Genomic DNA, 16,535 nt, shown 5'->3' with positions numbered 1-16,535 from the left:
TCATTCTGTTGTTACACATAAGCCAGCGCATGGCTGGCTTATGATTAGCTTAAGAGCGTTTGCGCTTGATTAGTCTTTAGCGGCTTGGGGGGCTGCTGTGTTGACTGCTTCTTCATAAGAGACTTTTTTGTCGGTCACTTTTGCTTTAGCTAAGACTGTTTCAACCACTTGATCTTCCAATACAGAAGCACGCACTTCTTCAAGCTGCTCTTCGTTCTGGTTATACCAGTCAATGACTTGCTGTGGATCTTGGTAAGCAGAAGCCATGTCTTCGATGGTGCTGCGTACCACATCTTCTTCGGCTTTAATATCAAACTGCTTAATCATTTGCGCCACAATTAAACCCAGTGCCACACGACGTTCGGCTTGTGCTGCAAACATGTCTGCAGGCAACTGCTCAGGTTTTACGTTACCACCAAACTGCTGTACAGCTTGGGTACGTAAGCGGTTAATCTCATTTTCGATCTGTGCTTTAGGCACTTCAATCTTATTGGTTTCTAGTAGCGCATCAAAGACTTGTGTCTTAACCTTTCCTTTTAGCGCTGCTTTTAACTCACGACCCATGTTCTTAGCTACTTCAGCACGGAAACCTTCCAGCCCGCCCTCTGTATGACCAAACAGCGTGAAGAACTCATCATCCAGCTCTGGCAGCTCGGGGGCTTGCACTGCATTGATTTTTACGCTGAATTCAGCTTGCTTACCTGCCAGATCAAGGTTCTGATAGTTCTCTGGGAAGGTTGGGGTAATGATTTTCTCATCACCGGCCTTGCAGCCAATTAAGGGTTCTTCAAAGCCTGGGATCATATTGCCAGAGCCTAGCACCAAAGGAACGCCCTGGGCTGAACCACCCGCAAAAACCTCACCGTCAATTTTACCGACAAAGTCGATATTAATTTGGTCGCCATTTTCAGCGGCGCGATCAACATCAGTAAAACGGGTATTTTGTTTGCGCAAAATATCCAGCATGTTGTCTACATCAGAATCAGCAACCTCGGCTTGTAGACGCTCAACTTCGATAGTCTCCAAACCCGCTACTTCAAACTCTGGATACACTTCAAAGGTGGCAACGTATTCAAAATCTTTATCTTTCTCGAAGGTTTTTGCCTCAATGGAAGGCGCACCGGCAGGATTAATTTTCTCTGCTGTCAAAGCTTCGTAGAAAGTTGAGTTAATCAAATCACCCATTACATCTTGACGCACGCCCTCTTCATAACGCTGGCGTATGATACTCATAGGAGCTTTGCCAGGACGGAATCCCGGAATCTTGGCTTGTTTAGCCGTGCGCTGTAAACGCTTATTGACTTCTGACTCGAAACGCTCGGCAGGAACGCCAATAGTCATTCGACGCTCAATAGCAGAGGTGCTTTCTACTGAAACTTGCATGAATAATCCTCATTGAATAGACGTGGCCAGTCTTACCGACCTTAGAATCAAGGGCATGCATTCTATTAGGCTCGGCAAAAAAATTCCAATGTTATCTGCTGTTGTTGTAAATTCTTACAACAAACTATCGATAGGCAACCATGACAACAGATACGCCGACACGCGCTTACTAAGCTTTGCAGTGGGTTCTTTAGTATGAATAATAACCTGCTCCCCTTGTCGCTCCTGCCAGTATAACTGTCCTTTTTTATCAAGCTTAACCTGATACGCCTGCTGCGGGATCTCTTCACGAAAGGAGCGACTAATTCTTTCCGCTAGCTCTGGGCTTTCAATCACAAAGCCCAGCTCCGTGTTAAGCAAAGCTGAGCGCGGATCAAAGTTAAACGAACCAACAAAGACGTGCTTAGCATCTATCGCAAAGGTTTTTGCGTGCAGGCTTGAGCCTGAACTACCTAACAAACGTCCTTTTCTGGCTTTCTTTTCCGCCTTTTTCTCTCTTTTGGTTTTAGGCTGCACATGGCGCAACTCATATAACTCAACCCCAGCCTCCAACAAGGCCTTGCGTCGTTTACCATAGCCTGAGTGCACTGCGGCCACATCTGTCGCTGCCAGCGAGTTGGTTAACACCTTAACCTTCACCCCTTTGCGCGATAACCAAGCAAAAGCTGCCACTCCGGTTTGTGTTGGCACAAAATAGGGGGATACCAGCTCAACCTCGTGGCGGGGGTTGCCTATTATTTCTTGTAGCTGGCTAAGCAGCATTTTTTCTTTATTTTCTGTGCCTAAAACCTTATCAGGCTCATCACTGACTATACGCACCTTGGCCCATTTGAATTCTATGCGCTGATGAAACAAGTCAGCTATCAGATCGGATTCACGCAACGACTCTAAATAAATCTGCGCTGCAGGATTTCGGGCAATATTTTCCGCTCTTTGCGCCAAACGCGGCAAAGACACATCGCCATTAGCCTTAACAATTGCAGACAAGCCATAGGCAGACGAGCTGTTCCAGTATCGGTCAAAGTCAGCAGAAACCTCTGGCACCACAGCACCAACGGTTAATACATCAAGATCGGCAAACAGCTCATCATCTGCCGCACCAAAGTACGCATCACCTATATTGCGACCACCGACAATAGTGACCGCTGAATCTGCGGTAAAACTTTTATTGTGCATGCGTCTATTCACACGCTTGAAGTCAGTAACAAAGCCAAGCCAGCGTGGTTTGCGTACAACAAAGGGGTTAAATAAACGAACTTCTATATTGGGGTGCGCATCCATGGCCAATAAAAAAGGCTCAAGCCCAGCACTGTTATTATCATCAAGCAATAAACGCACGCGCACGCCACGGTCAGCCGCCTCATGCACGGCCTCAAGCAGCATTAAGCCCGTCATATCCGCTCGCCAGATATAGTACTGAATATCCAAGCTGCGCTCGGCATGACGCGCCATCAGCATGCGTGCTGCGAACGCCTCATCAGCTTCTACCAAGGGATAAATACCACTTAAATGCCGAGGCTGGCGCTCTAGCTGCCGCTCAAGTGCCCGCGCGATAGAAGTACTGGCTGCTAGGTTAGCAGGTAACGCATTAGACGCCGTTAAATCCTGCTTTGGCAAAGCCATACAGCCGGAAAATAAACACGTCAGCATTAGCATCCACCATCTAAGAGAATGTTTCATAAACCTGTTCGATATGTATTTCGTGCAGACTAACGCACGTTAGAAAAGATCTTGTGCTATATCAATCTATGAGCGTTATTTTAGCGTTTGATAGCCAATTTAGGGTAACCTAAGGGGAATTTATTTACAGTTATTCGTTTTCGAGGAAACCATTAATGGAGCAAATGCCAAGCTTTAACCGCGCGCTAGTGGAAAAATACGACCGTCCAGGCCCAAGATATACATCCTACCCGACTGCTCCACAGTTCCACACACACTTTGTAGTAGACAATTACAAAGCCGCCGCTGAGCGCAGCAATCAAGCGCCAGCCAAGGATTTGTCTCTTTATATTCATATCCCGTTCTGTAAAAGCCTGTGCTACTACTGCGCGTGTAACAAAATCATTACCCAAAAAACCAGTCGCGCTGTTGAATACTTAGACTACTTAAAAAAAGAAATCAAGCTTCAAGCTGAGCTGTTTGATAAATCACGCAAAGTCACTCAGCTGCACTTTGGTGGCGGTACTCCCACCTATTTAACCAGCGAACAACTGACCGACCTAATGAACTGCTTGCGCGAGTCCTTCAACTTTGATGAGACCGACAACCACCAGTTTTCCATGGAAGTAGACCCTCGGACTATCTCTGCCGAACAACTCAAGCACTTACGTGAACTTGGTTTTAACCGCCTCAGTTTTGGTGTGCAAGACTTTGATCCCAAGGTGCAGGAAGCCGTCAACCGCGTACAAAGTGATGAGCAGGTTTCCAGCTTAATTTATGCCGCTCGCGAATACGGTTTCCGCGCCACCAGTGTTGATCTCATTTATGGTCTGCCGCTACAAACAGTAGAAAGCTTTGACACCACACTGGATAAAATTATTGCTTTGCGCCCAGATCGCATCTCTGCCTACAGCTACGCCCACCTACCACACTTGGTCCGTGCACAGCGCTTGATTCGCCCAGAAGATATGCCACCGCCTGAGCGCAAATTAGAGTTACTGGAACTCACCATCCGCCGCCTCTGCGATGCAGGCTATGTGTACATAGGCATGGACCACTTCGCCCTACCTGATGATGAGCTGGTACTGGCCCGAACTAACGGAACCTTACAGCGCAACTTCCAAGGCTATTCCACGCACGCTGATAGCGATATTATTGGTTTAGGCTCTTCGTCGATTGGCAAAATTGCTGATACCTACAGCCAAAACGTTAAAGAGCTGTCTCAGTACTATGCCGCTCTGAATCAAAACCAATTGCCGCTGCATCGCGGTTACGAGCTCAACGATGACGACAAATTGCGCCGCGATGTGATTAGCTCACTGATGTGTCACAACCACATCAATATCCCTGCCATTGAACAGGCTCACGGTATCGTGTTTAAAGAGTATTTTGCTGATGCCTTGGAAAAAGTCCAAGAGCAGGTAGCCGATGGTTTGGTTATTATTTCTGAGGACAAAATCACCCTACTTCCTCAAGGCAATCTCATGATGCGCAGCGTAGCCATGTGCTTCGATGCGTATCTAGGCGGCGATAACCAGCAGGGCCGATTCTCACGCACCGTGTAAATAGCTCAAGCAGATGCTTGCCCTAATCGGGCGAGCATCTTGTAGCAGCGCTGTATTTTTCATAATGAATAAACAACAAAAAACCCGCACATGGCGGGTTTTTTGTTTCTAATGGTGCGGACAGAGAGACTCGAACTCTCACACCTCGCGGCGCCAGAACCTAAATCTGGTGTGTCTACCAATTCCACCACGTCCGCATTTAGTCGTGTCAATTACTGCAGGGCAATAATTGGGAATTTGGGGTGGACGATGGGTCTCGAACCCACGACAACAGGAATCACAATCCTGTGCTCTACCAACTGAGCTACGCCCACCATAGCAATCATGCTAGGTTACTTGCTTAGACGCCTAATGGCGCGCCCGGCAGGATTCGAACCTGCGACCACCCGCTTAGAAGGCGGGTGCTCTATCCAGCTGAGCTACGGGCGCCTGGCTGTTAGTTAACTAACGTAGGCTCGATCGTTTACAAGTAAACTCTCGTATCCAGCTTCAGGCTGTTCTAAGTAAGCGGGGCGCATGTTAACCATATACTTTAAGCACGTCAACCCTTAGCCCAAAAGAAAGAGTAATTTACCCAGTCGCTAAAATAGCTATTCATACGCCTTCATTGCTAAAATGGCATAACCATCTATGCCCAAGGCTGGATGCATGCGAGAATACCCCACCTTTTTTATTGTTATGGTTCTACCCAATGACTGCACAACTTATTGACGGCAAAAAAATTGCTGCAACCATTCGTCAAGCTATTCACCAAAAAGTCGAAAGCCACCTAAAGCAAGGTAAGCGCGCGCCGGGTTTAGCGGTGATTTTAGTGGGTAACGACCCAGCTTCAGAAGTGTATGTAGCCCACAAACGCACAGACTGTGAAGAAGTTGGCTTCAACTCTATCGCCTACGATTTGCCTGCCGACACCGCGCAAAACGAACTAGCCGAACTCATCGACCAACTGAACAATGACAGCACAGTCGATGGTATTTTACTGCAATTACCCCTACCCAAACACCTAGACGCATCATTACTACTCGAACGCATACGTCCCGATAAAGACGTTGACGGCTTCCACCCTTTTAACATTGGCCGGCTAGCACAGCGTATGCCGCTGTTACGCCCTTGCACACCTAAAGGCATCATCACCCTGCTCAACAGTACCGGTGTCGACTTACACGGCCTTGATGCGGTGGTTGTGGGCGCTTCTAATATTGTTGGCCGCCCCATGGCGTTGGAGCTATTACTCGCTGGCTGCACAACAACCATTACCCACAGATTTACCAAGAATCTAGAAGAGCACGTACGTCGCGCTGATTTAGTCGTGGTGGCCGTAGGTATTCCTGATCTGGTCAAAGGCGAATGGATCAAACCCGGCGCTATCGTGATTGATGTGGGCATTAACCGTTTACCCACTGGACGCTTAGTAGGTGATGTTGAATTTGCTCCAGCGGCTGAGCGTGCTGCATGGATAACACCGGTTCCAGGTGGCGTCGGTCCTATGACACGCGCTGAGCTACTAGAGAACACCCTGCAAGCCTATGAGTTAAGCACTTCTCTTTAGCACTGTCCTGCACACACCCGTGACGGGGCATGGCAGCTTAAGTCTGCATCTTACTGCTATGCGCTATTGCGACTGACCTTTGGGCGAGTTTTTTAAACAAACCAAGCAGCAACCTTGGTACAACGACACGTTATTTGTGGTGCTGGGTGATCATGGCTTTGCCGCGCCCGAGCAAATGACAGAAATGACGGAAATGGTTCTATACTGCTTCCATGTACCTATGCTGCTGATTGCTCCGGGCATTCAAGACAAAATAACTACCTACGCTAAAGACATTGCTTAATCTGCTTATTAAGCCATTGCGCACGCGGGTCGATGAGCACATAGAGATCTAGGCTGTTGGTGACAAACGCCATGCTAAGTTCTAATTCAGGAGCAGCGCAGCCCAGACTGCCGCCTGCACCTGGGTGGCCGAAGGCTTGCACGCCCAAGGCATAGCTGGCTGACGCATTATCAGCTTGCTCCAGCATGCAGCCCAAACCAAAACGGGTCGTAGTCAGCAAGGTTTTATCCGCGCCATAAGCATGCTCTTGCTGCATTTGCGCTAATAGCTCGGCATCCAATAAACGACCTTGTAACAAAGCCATATAAAACCCAGCCAGTGCACGAGCATCGCAATGTCCTGTTGCTGCCGGCTGCTCCAGCGTACGCCATTGCTGCTTATTACTACTGGTTAACATCGAGGGTGGATTAGCAAATGCGCGCGAGGCCATGCTTTGTGGCTGCATAATCGCTTGCAGTAGTCTTTGCGCCTGTGCATCACCTTGCGCCCCCTTGATGCGTGACGTATCACTAATACGCGCCAAGTCGCTATCGTGCACACCTACATAAAAATCCAACCCTAGCGGCTCGCTGATACGCTGCGCAATAGCTTTGCCTGCGCTGCGCCCACCAACCCGCTGTATCAGCTCACCCAGCAACCAGCCATAAGTCATGGGCGCGTAGCCATGGGCTGTGCCAGGCGGCCACCAAGGCTGCTGCTGTTCTAGCGCCTCTGTCATTGCATACCAGTCATACAAGGCTTCTGCAGGCAGCTGCTGTTCGATTGCAGGCAAGCCTGCTTGGTGGCTCAGCAGTTGGCGCACGGTTATTGTCTCTTTACCCAGCACAGCAAATTCTGGCCAGTAGTCTGCCGCTGGTGCCTCCAGTTGCAGTTTACCTTCCTGTACCAACTGCAAGGTCACTACTGCCAGCAGCGGCTTACCGCAAGAAAACACATTGACCAGCGTGTCACGTTGCCAAGGCTGCTGTCCTACGCGATCCTGTATACCACCCCAAATATCAATCACTGTATCGCCAGCTATCTGTACACACAAAGCCGCACCACGCTGCTCTGGTTGCTGCAGTATCTGCGCAAACGCTTCAGCAACTGGGGTAAACTCTGGCGCAAAATAACCTTCAATATTCATCCATACCACCTATCACGTCAGCTGCTGCGTAAAAGCCGGCAAAGAGTTCAAAATTGCCTTGCCGTAACGCTGAGTCACTAAACGGCGATCCAAAATAGTAATCTGACCTGTATCTGTTTCACTACGTAGCAAACGCCCACAGGCCTGCACCAGCTTTAATGAAGCATCAGGTACCGTAATTTCCATAAACGGATTACCTCCACGGGCCTCAATCCACTCAGCCAAAGCCGCCTCTACGGGTTCGTCCGGTACGGCAAAAGGAATTTTGGCAATGACCACATGCTCACAATAGGATCCCGGCAAATCAATTCCTTCGGCAAAGCTCGCTAAACCAAATAGCACGCTATGATGACCTTCATCCACATTGGTTTTATGCTTGGCAATTGTTTCCTGCCGTGACAAGCGCCCCTGCATTAAAACCCGCTTGCGCCATTCTCTATCTAATGATTCAAAAACGTCCTGCATTTGTTTGCGCGAAGAAAACAACACCAGAGCACCCCGGGCGCTTTCTAATAACTTGGGCAGCTCACGCACAATTGCCATGCTATGCGCCTGCACATCTCTGACATCAACCCCAAGATCTGGTACGCGTAATAATCCGGCCTTGGCAAAATTAAACGGACTGGGAACCGCCACCGTCTTAGCACTCTGCAGCAAACCCGCGCGCATACGAAAACGTTCAAAGCTTCCCAGTGCGGTTAATGTCGCCGAGGTTAAAACTACGCCACTGGCGCGATACCACAGATTAGCGCGCAATGTATCAGCCGCCAAAATCGGACTGGCACAGACCTCAATATCGACTCCGGCCCCCGAATCAGCCAACGCCATCCAACGTGCGGTAGGCGGTGCGCCTGATTTATCCTCAGCAGTAAAGACAGCCCACAGATTAAAGTTACCCTCAGCACGCGCAAACAGACTACCAAAATAGGGCAGCCACTGCTCAGCCGTATTACGGTCAATACCTAAGCCCAGCTCATCCTCAAGCACTTTTTTCAACAGCTCATTAATGCGCGCCAGTTTGTCAGTTAATTGCTCAAACCCCTTTTTCAGCTCAATACCCTGTTCACGCAACCCCTCAGGCACTATCCCGTCAACGAAGCGATAACGTGGTCTTTCATAGCCTTCATATTCAGTGCTGGGTTTAAAATCAGCCAACTGCTCACAAGTAATAAAAATCAGTTGTTGTTGCTCATGCAGCTGTTTAGCCAGCTCTGGAACCTGCTCCATCAACCGCCCTAGCTCACCCATCAAAACATACTGCTTAATGCTTTTGGTTGCGCTCTTGCTGACCTGAGTTAGCCAATCACGCGTGGCTTTTAAGCGAGTAAAATGTGCAAAGTGGCTAATGGCCTTATCTGGCAGATGGTGCGCTTCATCAAAAATGTACAGTGTTTTGCTCGGTTCTGGCAGCACCTTGCCACCACCCAGCGCCAAATCCGCCAACACCATATCGTGGTTAGTTACGATAACATCAGTTTTATCCAAGCCATCACGTGCCTTATAAAAAGCGCAGTTTTGGTAGTGACTGCAACGTCGCCCAGCACACTGGATATGGTCGGTAGTCAGCAAGCTCCAAGTTGGTTCTTCTAAGACCTGCGCCCAATTATCACGGTCGCCATCCCAGTGTCCAGCTGCTAGTTTTTCCATCATGTCTTGAAACAGCTGATGCTGCTCAGCATTGACGTCTATGGCATATCCATCCTCGGCGAAAAAATCAGACATTGCGCTTTGTTTGCCCTGGCTTTCTAAATGCCTATCGAGCTTATGCAAACACAGGTATCTGCCCCGCCCCTTAGCTAAAGCAAAACTAAACTGCAGGCCGCTATTAGCAATCAGATCGGGTAAATCTTTATTTACAATCTGCTCCTGCAGGGCCACGGTAGCCGTAGAAATAACCAGCTGTTTTTCCGCATGCTGGGCTAAGGGTATCGCAGCAATGCTATAGGCAACGGTTTTCCCCGTTCCGGTACCAGCCTCAATAGCGGCTACAACTGCTTCGGCGGGCTGCTCTTGCTCGTCAGTACTAATGTCAGCAAAATTTCTCGCCACCTCAGCGATCATCATTTTTTGTCCGTAACGTGCTGTTAAGGATTTCTTCTCAAGAAAGGTTGTATAAGCCTTTTGAATTACGTTTTTTAGCTCTGCGCTTAGCATTAAAAATCCTTGACCATAGACAAAAAACCACCACCAATAAGATATTAATATCCTAGCCCACAAACCATCTGTTACCGGAAAACTGCTATGTGCTGCCCAACACGCTCGTTAAGCATTTAAATCATTAATAATCTGCTAAACAGGTAAAAATAAAGTTTCGGCCAAACCATCCGATACAAAAACATAGCTCGTTCGCAAAAAGGTGAGACATGTTAGCTCTAACCAGCATTAAAGGAAAAATGACCGCCGCCATTATAGTGACAATTGCGCTCATTGGTGCAGCACTTGGTTTTACATTAAGTGGCGTGCAGCAAATCAGTGATGACTTTACGCACTATATTAATTTTAACCAAGCACGATTAGAAAGCTTGCACACCATGTACGGTTACGGTGCTCTGGCTGGCCTCTCTATTCGCAACAAAGTTTTTAATCCTGAACTAAAAACGCCTGCAAAAATGCTCGAAGAGTCGAACAACAAGTTTTCTAACGCTTTTGAGCTGTACCGCAAAACATCAGACAACACCGATGAAAAACTCGCTCAACAACTCAAACAAATCGAACAAAACTGGCAAAGCTCTTTGGCGGTACGTAGAGAAGTGCATGATCTGGCTGAACAAAACCAAGTTGCCCTGGCCTCGCAACTGCTCGCCAGCCAAGAACAGCCCACTTGGCGTGTGATACGCGTAACGCTAGATGAATTGATTGAACAAGAGCGCGAACAAACAACACTGGCCCACAACCACGTCCAAGAACAGGTTACCTCAACCTTTATTAGCGGCTTGGTGATTGGCGGTTTAGCTGTAGTAATTATTTTATTACTCAATGCCACTATTATTCGAATGGTTCTGCAGCGAATTTTTGTTACCCATAAAATGGTGGATAACCTGTCACAGGGTGATGGTGACTTGACGCAACGCCTGACGTTACACGGTAATGACGAAATCGCACAAATGACCCACAGCATTAATACCTTTATCGAAAAAGTACATTTATTAGTCAAAGATGTATCGCAGTCTACCCAGCAAGTAGCGCATGCGGCTGAGCAATTGGCACAAGTCACCGCACAATCCAACCAACTAGTACACAACCAACGTCAAGAAACTGAGCAAGTAGCAACAGCCATGCATGAAATGACAGCCACTGTGCAAGATGTTGCACAAAATGCCTTACTGGCATCTGCAGCAGCGCAAGAGGCCGATGCCGAAACCCTGCTAGGTAGAACCGTGGTCGGCAACACTGGCTCAAGTATTGATATGCTCGCCAACCTAGTTACTGCGGCGGCAAATCTAATGGAGCAAGTACGCAGCGACAGTGAACAAATTGATAGCATTTTGGATGTTATTGGTGGCATTGCCGAGCAAACCAATCTATTAGCCCTCAACGCTGCCATTGAAGCGGCTCGTGCGGGCGAACAGGGACGTGGCTTTGCCGTGGTTGCTGATGAAGTGCGCAACCTTGCCCAGCGCACCCAAGGTTCTACACAAGAAATTCATGACATGATCGTAAAGCTGCAGCAAGGGGTTAGCCAAGCAACCACCAGCATGCAGCAAGGGCGCAACCAAACCACTGAAAGCGTAACCCATGTGCATGAGGCGCAAGCGGCATTAGCGAAAATATCGACTGCTGTAACGCGCATTACGGATATGAACGCCAATATTGCTAGCGCTGCCGAACAGCAATCCGCCGTTGCCGAAGAAATCGATCGTAACATCAATAATATTAACGACATCACCCAAAAGGTAAGCCAAAATGCTGGCCTTACCAACAGTGCCAGCCAAGAACTGGCACAACTGGCGGAGCAGCTACAGGCTCAAGTGGGTAGCTTCAAAACTTAATAGTTTGGGCGACAGGCTCTAGTCAGCCAGTTTGATATGGGAAATATCAGGCACCAAAACATCCTGCGGCGCTGGTTGATGCCCCATATCGCTGCCCACTGGCGCTAAGCTCATCGCAGAAATATCAACATCAAATTCTGGCTGCTCTTGATACTCGACTAGGTCAGACCCCACGGGTGCTATAGCAAAGTCTGGTGCTTGCACATGAGTAAACGCCGCCATATATGCATCACGCGGCACAACCTCTGCACCGCTGCGCGTACTCGGCTTACTTGCCGCTGGCACAGCAGCAGATTCTACACTGTCTGATTCAATTTTTCGTACTTCGAGTATTGCACCAGCGGCAGCAAAGGCTTTTTGGTATTTAAGCGCTGTTGCTTGATCCACCTTTTGCTTAATCACCACACGGCGACCTGAAAAAAGCTGCTCCATAAGCTGCTCATTCGCATTAAACAGGCGCTGCACTCCCTGCTTGGTTTGCTCAAGTTCGGCTCCCAGAACAATTTGTCCTGCAAAAGCTATCTCAAAATACTCCATGTGACACTCCCTCATTCAACCACAGCGATGGTTTAACAAACCATTTGCAGAACCAACTTAAACTGTATCTCAATAGCCCGTACCATACGGCAAAGCAAAACTGTGAGCCGCCAAGCATGTCTCATGCTGTAAAATACAACCAATGTTGCATGTTTTCAATTATGCTCGTATTTTACCCAAGCCTAACAAGCGCCGCTGACAGCATTTAATCACAGAAGGTTTTAAAAATGGTGACCACTAACATCCTGGGCAAATGGAAAACTGCATTTTTGTTTGTGCTTGTAGCGAATCTGACTAGCGGTTGCAGCACTTGGTTTAGCACTAATTTTGAAGAACCAAGCGTACAGTTGGTTGATGTTGAAGTGATTCAGGCACGCTTGCTGGAGCAGCATTTCAAACTGTATTTTCGTATCGACAACCCCAACAGCAGTAACCTGCCCGTTCGCGGCATTGAGTACGAAATTCATTTAAACGACGTCCCCTTAGGCAAAGGCAAAAATAATAAATGGATAACCGTACCAGCCCACGGTCATGCTTATTTCGATGTGCCTGTGCAAACAAACATATGGCGACATATACGCACCCTCGTTCGCCTACTTGAAAAGCCCGACCAAAAAATTAACTATTCACTACAAGCGCAAGTAAAGACCGGCTTACTGTTTAAGAAAAAAGTTAAAGTGACTCGCAACGGCAACATTATTCCCGGTGAGTTTCTTAAGGACTAGCACAGTCTCCGCTCTGCTGACATAGCCCTGATCGGGTCTGCCGCAACTTATTGCGCCGTGCTTGTGCGACAAACTCTGCCATCCACCCAGCGACAACTCTGCCGTCGTGCTGCTGCTCTAAGCTAGCCAAGCATTGTGCATAAAACTCTGGCGAATAGATTGAGCGGCGCAAATTCAATAATGCACGGGAAAAGTCGTGAGTAAACTCAGGATGCCCCTGAAAACAAAGCACCTGCTCACCCACCACATAAGCTGCATTAGGGCAAAATTCGCTGCTAGCAATGCGTACAGCCTGCTCTGGCAAGCGAGTCACCTGATCTCTATGACTGATAAGTAGCTGTAACTGCTGCGGGACGTCCAAACCTGCCACAGGTGCATTAAGCACCTGATAACAATGCACACCAACACCCCAGCCTTGACTTGCTCGTTCAGTCAAGCCGCCCAAAACTAGAGCTAATATTTGGTGACCAAAGCACACGCCAAGCAACACATCACCCTGCTGATAACGTTGCTGCAAGTATTCACGCAAACGCACAATCCAAGCATCCATAGCAAAAGAATCTGCTTTGCTGCCCGTAACCAAAAATGCATCGTACTGACTGCTATCATCAGGATACTGTTGCGCTACCACATTATAAACCTCGCAGCGCACCGGAAGTGCCTGCTGAGCTAACAGACGTTCAAACATCTGACCAAAACTATGGTATTGGCTTTCTAAATCTGGATGTAAATCATCAGCTTGAAGGATACAAATACGTAGCGGCATGATTCTCTCTCAAAAAAAACGAGCAGTTTTTAGGCTGCTCGTTACTTTAACATTTACACCCACTAAGCAAATAGTGGTTTGTAAAAAGTAGTATTACTCATGATAACGACGTAACTTAAGCGCCTTACCCGCTACACGCGTGTCTTTAAGCTTACCCAAGATACGTTCTAAACCTTCTTCCGGCAGCTCTACTAAGCTAAAGTTGTCTCTAATCTGAATACGACCAATCGCTTCTTTAGCTAAGCCGCCTTCATTAAGAATAGCACCTAACAAATTGCGTGCTGCAATACCGTCACGTGTACCTAAGGCTGTACGACAACGTACGCGCGCCTGATCCAACATAGGCGAGCTACGACGCTCACGGCGGTGCTCACCTCCAGCTGATTGACCGCGACGTTCTTGCGTGCGCTCACCACGTGCAGCCACCTGATTAACTGGATATTCACGCTCAATACCCTGCACATCAAAGGCCTGACCTTCAGTTAACTTGGACAGCAACGCCAAAGCAATATCCTGAACTTCACAACCCAGTTTATTGACCAGTGTATCGAGCAATGACTGATGCTGTTGCGCGCGCTCAAAACGTGGCTGTAAATCAGCCTGTAGATTATTAATCCGCGCGGTCAACAAGGTTTGTGCATCGGGCAGCTTCATTTCAACAATTTTTTGCTTAATGACGCGTTCAACCACTTGCAGCATACGACGCTCACGCGGCGTTACCAACAAAAGCGCACGGCCCGTGCGGCCTGCACGACCTGTACGACCAATACGGTGCACATAGGACTCTGGGTCATAAGGCATGTCTACGTTAAGCACGTGCGTAATACGCGGCACATCAAGACCACGCGCCGCTACGTCGGTAGCCACAACGATATCTAAACGTCCATCCTTTAATGAATCAACCACCTGCTCACGATGGTTTTGCGCGATATCACCATTAAGTGCAGCAACCTTGTAGCCTTTATCCTGCAGTTGCGAGGCAAGGTCGAGGGTTTGTTGTTTAGTACGTACAAAAGCGATAACCGCATCAAAATCTTCAACTTCCAGCAAACGCAAAATGGCGTTCGTTTTCTGGTCGTTATGCACCATGATGTGTGCCTGTTCAATACTTTCAACCGTTTGCGTTTTGCTGGCAATTTGCACCTGCTTAGGTTCACGCAAATGTTTTTGTGCAATAGCACGAATGGAATTAGGTACAGTCGCAGAGAACAATACCGTCTGACGCTTTTCTGGTATGGCTTTGAAAATAAGTTCTAAGTCATCCATAAAGCCGAGCTTGAGCATCTCATCCGCCTCATCCAGTACCAAGTATTGAATGCTGGACAGTAAACCACCATTGCGTGACAGGTGATCCACCAAGCGGCCCGGTGTTGCAACAATCACCTGTGCACCTTGGCGTAGAGCGCGCAACTGTAAGCCCATTGGCGCACCGCCGTACACAGCAACTACGCTAACACCCGGCATATTGGCTGAAAAGGTTTCAAACGCTTCAGAGACTTGCAAAGCCAGCTCACGAGTAGGAGCCAATACCAACACCTGCGGCTCTTTACGCTGCGGATCAATTTTTGACAAAATAGGTAACGCAAACGCGGCAGTCTTACCCGTACCTGTTTGCGCCTGACCGATCATATCGTGACCTGCCATAATAATTGGGATGGCTTGGCTCTGAATAGGAGAAGGCTCTTCGTAGCCTGCTTTTTCAATAGCGGTGAGAATAGGCATAGCAATGCCTAGGGCAGCAAAGCTGCTAATTTCTTGGGTCATATTTGCCTCATATGCACGCGCAAAAACCCAAGAAAATTGCATACCCATGAAAGATCACTAAGATCGACCCGGCAACTATGTAGGGTGTTTGCGTAAATGCGATAAATAAAAAGAGAGTGAAACGTCTAGGGAGCAGTCGTAGCCAAGTATTTCTTTGTGACTACGCAAGAATGCAGTATCCTGAACGGGACTGGTATCCAGTCGGCGCGTAGTATAGCAATTTTTTTAGCCAACTGCAGTAAGATTCATAAATATTATTTTAAGAACCCTATGTTAATGCTTTTTAGTGCCATTGCTTGCAGCGTGGCCGTCTCTGTATTACTTAAGTTGGCACGCTCTCACAACCTGCAAATTGCCCAAAGTATTTTGGTAAATTATGCCGTTGCCAGCGCCCTCACTTTGCTGCTACTTAAACCCAACCTCGCCGTATTGGCAGAGCCTTCTATACACTGGCTATTGCTGATCAGCCTTGGCATTTTACTGCCCAGTGTTTTTTTAATTATGGCTAAAGCGGTAGCCCACGCAGGCATAGCATTAAGCGATGCGGCCCAGCGTTTGTCTTTATTTATCCCACTGTTAATGGCTTTTTTGATTTTTGCTGAGCCACTCAACATGAGCAAATTTGCTGGCATAGCTCTGGCGCTGGCAGCATTAATGGGTTTGATTTATCGACCCACCAAGAGCGCTCGTAAAAACACCAAACAAGCCGCATGGGTTTTAATTGGAGTCTGGCTGGGTTATGGCGTTATTGATGTAACCTTTAAACAGCTGGCAAAAACAGGCGCTGCATTTTCCGCCAGTCTATTGGCTAGCTTTGTCTTGTCGGGCTGCCTGCTTTTGCTGTGGCTGCTGGTGCGCAAAACCAAGTGGCATCCAGCAAGTCTGGCTGCGGGCATAATTTTAGGACTGCTTAATTTTGGCAATATCTATGCCTATATTCGTGCCCACCAAACTTTTCCCGAAAACCCCACGCTTGTCTTTACCGCTATGAATATAGGCGTCATCTGTATGGGTGCTTTAATAGGTGTTGCCCTATTCAAAGAAAAACTACATCGAGTAAACGTGCTCGGCATTGCTTTGGCTGTAGCGGCAATTGTTTTACTTATCCCTTATTGACATCCTCCCCGCCCTAAAGGACGGGGATTCCCTCTACAGGACGGCCATGCCCGACCGCAAGAATGTTCTTGGC

At 48.0% G+C, this 16,535-nt stretch carries 12 protein-coding genes, 3 tRNA genes and 1 pseudogene; 6 read left to right on the top strand and 10 right to left on the bottom strand.

The window, feature by feature from the left end; all coding sequences use genetic code 11:
* Positions 1 to 69: 69 nt before the first annotated feature.
* Positions 70 to 1,383 carry a trigger factor gene (gene tig, locus QEZ41_RS10600; RefSeq protein ID WP_289411521.1) on the bottom strand — a complete coding sequence of 438 codons (1,314 nt, stop codon included), beginning with the start codon at positions 1,381 to 1,383 and terminating at the stop codon, positions 70 to 72.
* 114 nt (positions 1,384 to 1,497) lie between these two features.
* Positions 1,498 to 3,033, bottom strand: a complete 1,536-nt coding sequence (locus QEZ41_RS10595) for a phospholipase D family protein (protein ID WP_289411519.1) — start codon at positions 3,031 to 3,033, stop codon at positions 1,498 to 1,500.
* Between the two features lie 185 nt (positions 3,034 to 3,218).
* Between QEZ41_RS10595 and hemN the strand changes: the two genes are divergently transcribed.
* Complete coding sequence (hemN, locus tag QEZ41_RS10590) at positions 3,219 to 4,607, top strand: oxygen-independent coproporphyrinogen III oxidase (RefSeq protein WP_289411518.1); 1,389 nt, start codon at positions 3,219 to 3,221, stop codon at positions 4,605 to 4,607.
* Positions 4,608 to 4,719: 112 nt separating this feature from the next.
* On the opposite strand, the gene QEZ41_RS10585 is transcribed toward hemN, so the two are convergent.
* From QEZ41_RS10585 to QEZ41_RS10575, 3 genes are all read right to left on the bottom strand, one after another.
* Positions 4,720 to 4,804: transfer RNA gene (locus QEZ41_RS10585), tRNA-Leu, on the bottom strand.
* Between the two features lie 41 nt (positions 4,805 to 4,845).
* Positions 4,846 to 4,921 (bottom strand) — tRNA-His (locus QEZ41_RS10580).
* A 38-nt stretch (positions 4,922 to 4,959) separates the two neighbouring features.
* Positions 4,960 to 5,036: transfer RNA gene (locus tag QEZ41_RS10575), tRNA-Arg, on the bottom strand.
* Positions 5,037 to 5,298: 262 nt separating this feature from the next.
* Between QEZ41_RS10575 and folD the strand changes: the two genes are divergently transcribed.
* Complete coding sequence (gene folD / locus QEZ41_RS10570; protein ID WP_289411517.1) at positions 5,299 to 6,156, top strand: bifunctional methylenetetrahydrofolate dehydrogenase/methenyltetrahydrofolate cyclohydrolase FolD; 858 nt, start codon at positions 5,299 to 5,301, stop codon at positions 6,154 to 6,156.
* Positions 6,143 to 6,409, top strand: a pseudogene (locus tag QEZ41_RS10565) (sulfatase-like hydrolase/transferase); the annotation flags it as partial. The gene folD and the pseudogene QEZ41_RS10565, both read left to right, overlap by 14 nt.
* 13 nt (positions 6,410 to 6,422) lie before the next feature.
* Here QEZ41_RS10565 and QEZ41_RS10560 read toward each other — a convergent pair.
* Both QEZ41_RS10560 and dinG read right to left on the bottom strand, forming a co-directional pair.
* Positions 6,423 to 7,565 (bottom strand): serine hydrolase domain-containing protein, encoded by a 1,143-nt coding sequence (locus QEZ41_RS10560; protein ID WP_289411516.1) that lies wholly within the window; start codon positions 7,563 to 7,565, stop codon positions 6,423 to 6,425.
* Positions 7,566 to 7,577: 12 nt separating this feature from the next.
* On the bottom strand, positions 7,578 to 9,719 hold the full coding sequence (gene dinG, locus QEZ41_RS10555; protein ID WP_289411515.1) for an ATP-dependent DNA helicase DinG: 2,142 nt from the start codon (positions 9,717 to 9,719) through the stop codon (positions 7,578 to 7,580).
* A gap of 209 nt (positions 9,720 to 9,928) precedes the next feature.
* Here dinG and QEZ41_RS10550 point away from each other — a divergent pair, with 209 nt between their 5' ends.
* Positions 9,929 to 11,554 (top strand): methyl-accepting chemotaxis protein, encoded by a 1,626-nt coding sequence (locus QEZ41_RS10550; RefSeq protein ID WP_289411513.1) that lies wholly within the window; start codon positions 9,929 to 9,931, stop codon positions 11,552 to 11,554.
* An 18-nt stretch (positions 11,555 to 11,572) separates the two neighbouring features.
* Here QEZ41_RS10550 and QEZ41_RS10545 read toward each other — a convergent pair whose 3' ends face one another.
* A complete protein-coding gene (locus QEZ41_RS10545; RefSeq protein ID WP_289411511.1) occupies positions 11,573 to 12,091 on the bottom strand; it encodes a hypothetical protein in 519 nt (172 codons plus the stop codon).
* A 227-nt stretch (positions 12,092 to 12,318) separates the two neighbouring features.
* On the opposite strand from QEZ41_RS10545, the gene QEZ41_RS10540 reads away from it, so the two are divergent.
* A complete protein-coding gene (locus QEZ41_RS10540) occupies positions 12,319 to 12,816 on the top strand; it encodes an LEA/WHy family protein (RefSeq protein WP_289411509.1) in 498 nt (165 codons plus the stop codon).
* Here QEZ41_RS10540 and QEZ41_RS10535 read toward each other — a convergent pair.
* Both QEZ41_RS10535 and QEZ41_RS10530 read right to left on the bottom strand, forming a co-directional pair.
* The gene (locus QEZ41_RS10535) at positions 12,806 to 13,582 is read right to left on the bottom strand and encodes an amidotransferase (RefSeq protein ID WP_289411507.1); all 777 of its coding nucleotides are present in this window, start codon (positions 13,580 to 13,582) and stop codon (positions 12,806 to 12,808) included. The two genes, QEZ41_RS10540 and QEZ41_RS10535, sit on opposite strands and share 11 nt — an antisense overlap.
* Positions 13,583 to 13,675: 93 nt before the next feature.
* Complete coding sequence (locus tag QEZ41_RS10530; protein ID WP_289411506.1) at positions 13,676 to 15,346, bottom strand: DEAD/DEAH box helicase; 1,671 nt, start codon at positions 15,344 to 15,346, stop codon at positions 13,676 to 13,678.
* Between the two features lie 270 nt (positions 15,347 to 15,616).
* On the opposite strand from QEZ41_RS10530, the gene QEZ41_RS10525 reads away from it, so the two are divergent.
* Positions 15,617 to 16,462, top strand: a complete 846-nt coding sequence (locus tag QEZ41_RS10525) for a hypothetical protein (RefSeq protein WP_289411505.1) — start codon at positions 15,617 to 15,619, stop codon at positions 16,460 to 16,462.
* Positions 16,463 to 16,535: the final 73 nt, after the last annotated feature.

The organism is Thiopseudomonas acetoxidans, assembly GCF_030362935.1.
Lineage (GTDB): Bacteria > Pseudomonadota > Gammaproteobacteria > Pseudomonadales > Pseudomonadaceae > Thiopseudomonas > Thiopseudomonas acetoxidans.
This window is presented reverse-complemented; position numbering and strand designations above follow the sequence as displayed.

Excerpts from the sequence above, each read along its gene's own strand:
- tig (WP_289411521.1), bottom strand. The coding sequence starts at position 1,383 with ATGCAAGTTTCAGTAGAAAGCACCTCTGCTATTGAGCGTCGAATGACT.
- QEZ41_RS10595 (WP_289411519.1), bottom strand. The coding sequence starts at position 3,033 with ATGCTGACGTGTTTATTTTCCGGCTGTATGGCTTTGCCAAAGCAGGAT.
- hemN (WP_289411518.1), top strand. The coding sequence starts at position 3,219 with ATGGAGCAAATGCCAAGCTTTAACCGCGCGCTAGTGGAAAAATACGAC.
- folD (WP_289411517.1), top strand. The coding sequence starts at position 5,299 with ATGACTGCACAACTTATTGACGGCAAAAAAATTGCTGCAACCATTCGT.
- QEZ41_RS10560 (WP_289411516.1), bottom strand. The coding sequence starts at position 7,565 with ATGAATATTGAAGGTTATTTTGCGCCAGAGTTTACCCCAGTTGCTGAA.
- dinG (WP_289411515.1), bottom strand. The coding sequence starts at position 9,719 with ATGCTAAGCGCAGAGCTAAAAAACGTAATTCAAAAGGCTTATACAACC.
- QEZ41_RS10550 (WP_289411513.1), top strand. The coding sequence starts at position 9,929 with ATGTTAGCTCTAACCAGCATTAAAGGAAAAATGACCGCCGCCATTATA.
- QEZ41_RS10545 (WP_289411511.1), bottom strand. The coding sequence starts at position 12,091 with ATGGAGTATTTTGAGATAGCTTTTGCAGGACAAATTGTTCTGGGAGCC.
- QEZ41_RS10540 (WP_289411509.1), top strand. The coding sequence starts at position 12,319 with ATGGTGACCACTAACATCCTGGGCAAATGGAAAACTGCATTTTTGTTT.
- QEZ41_RS10535 (WP_289411507.1), bottom strand. The coding sequence starts at position 13,582 with ATGCCGCTACGTATTTGTATCCTTCAAGCTGATGATTTACATCCAGAT.
- QEZ41_RS10530 (WP_289411506.1), bottom strand. The coding sequence starts at position 15,346 with ATGACCCAAGAAATTAGCAGCTTTGCTGCCCTAGGCATTGCTATGCCT.
- QEZ41_RS10525 (WP_289411505.1), top strand. The coding sequence starts at position 15,617 with ATGTTAATGCTTTTTAGTGCCATTGCTTGCAGCGTGGCCGTCTCTGTA.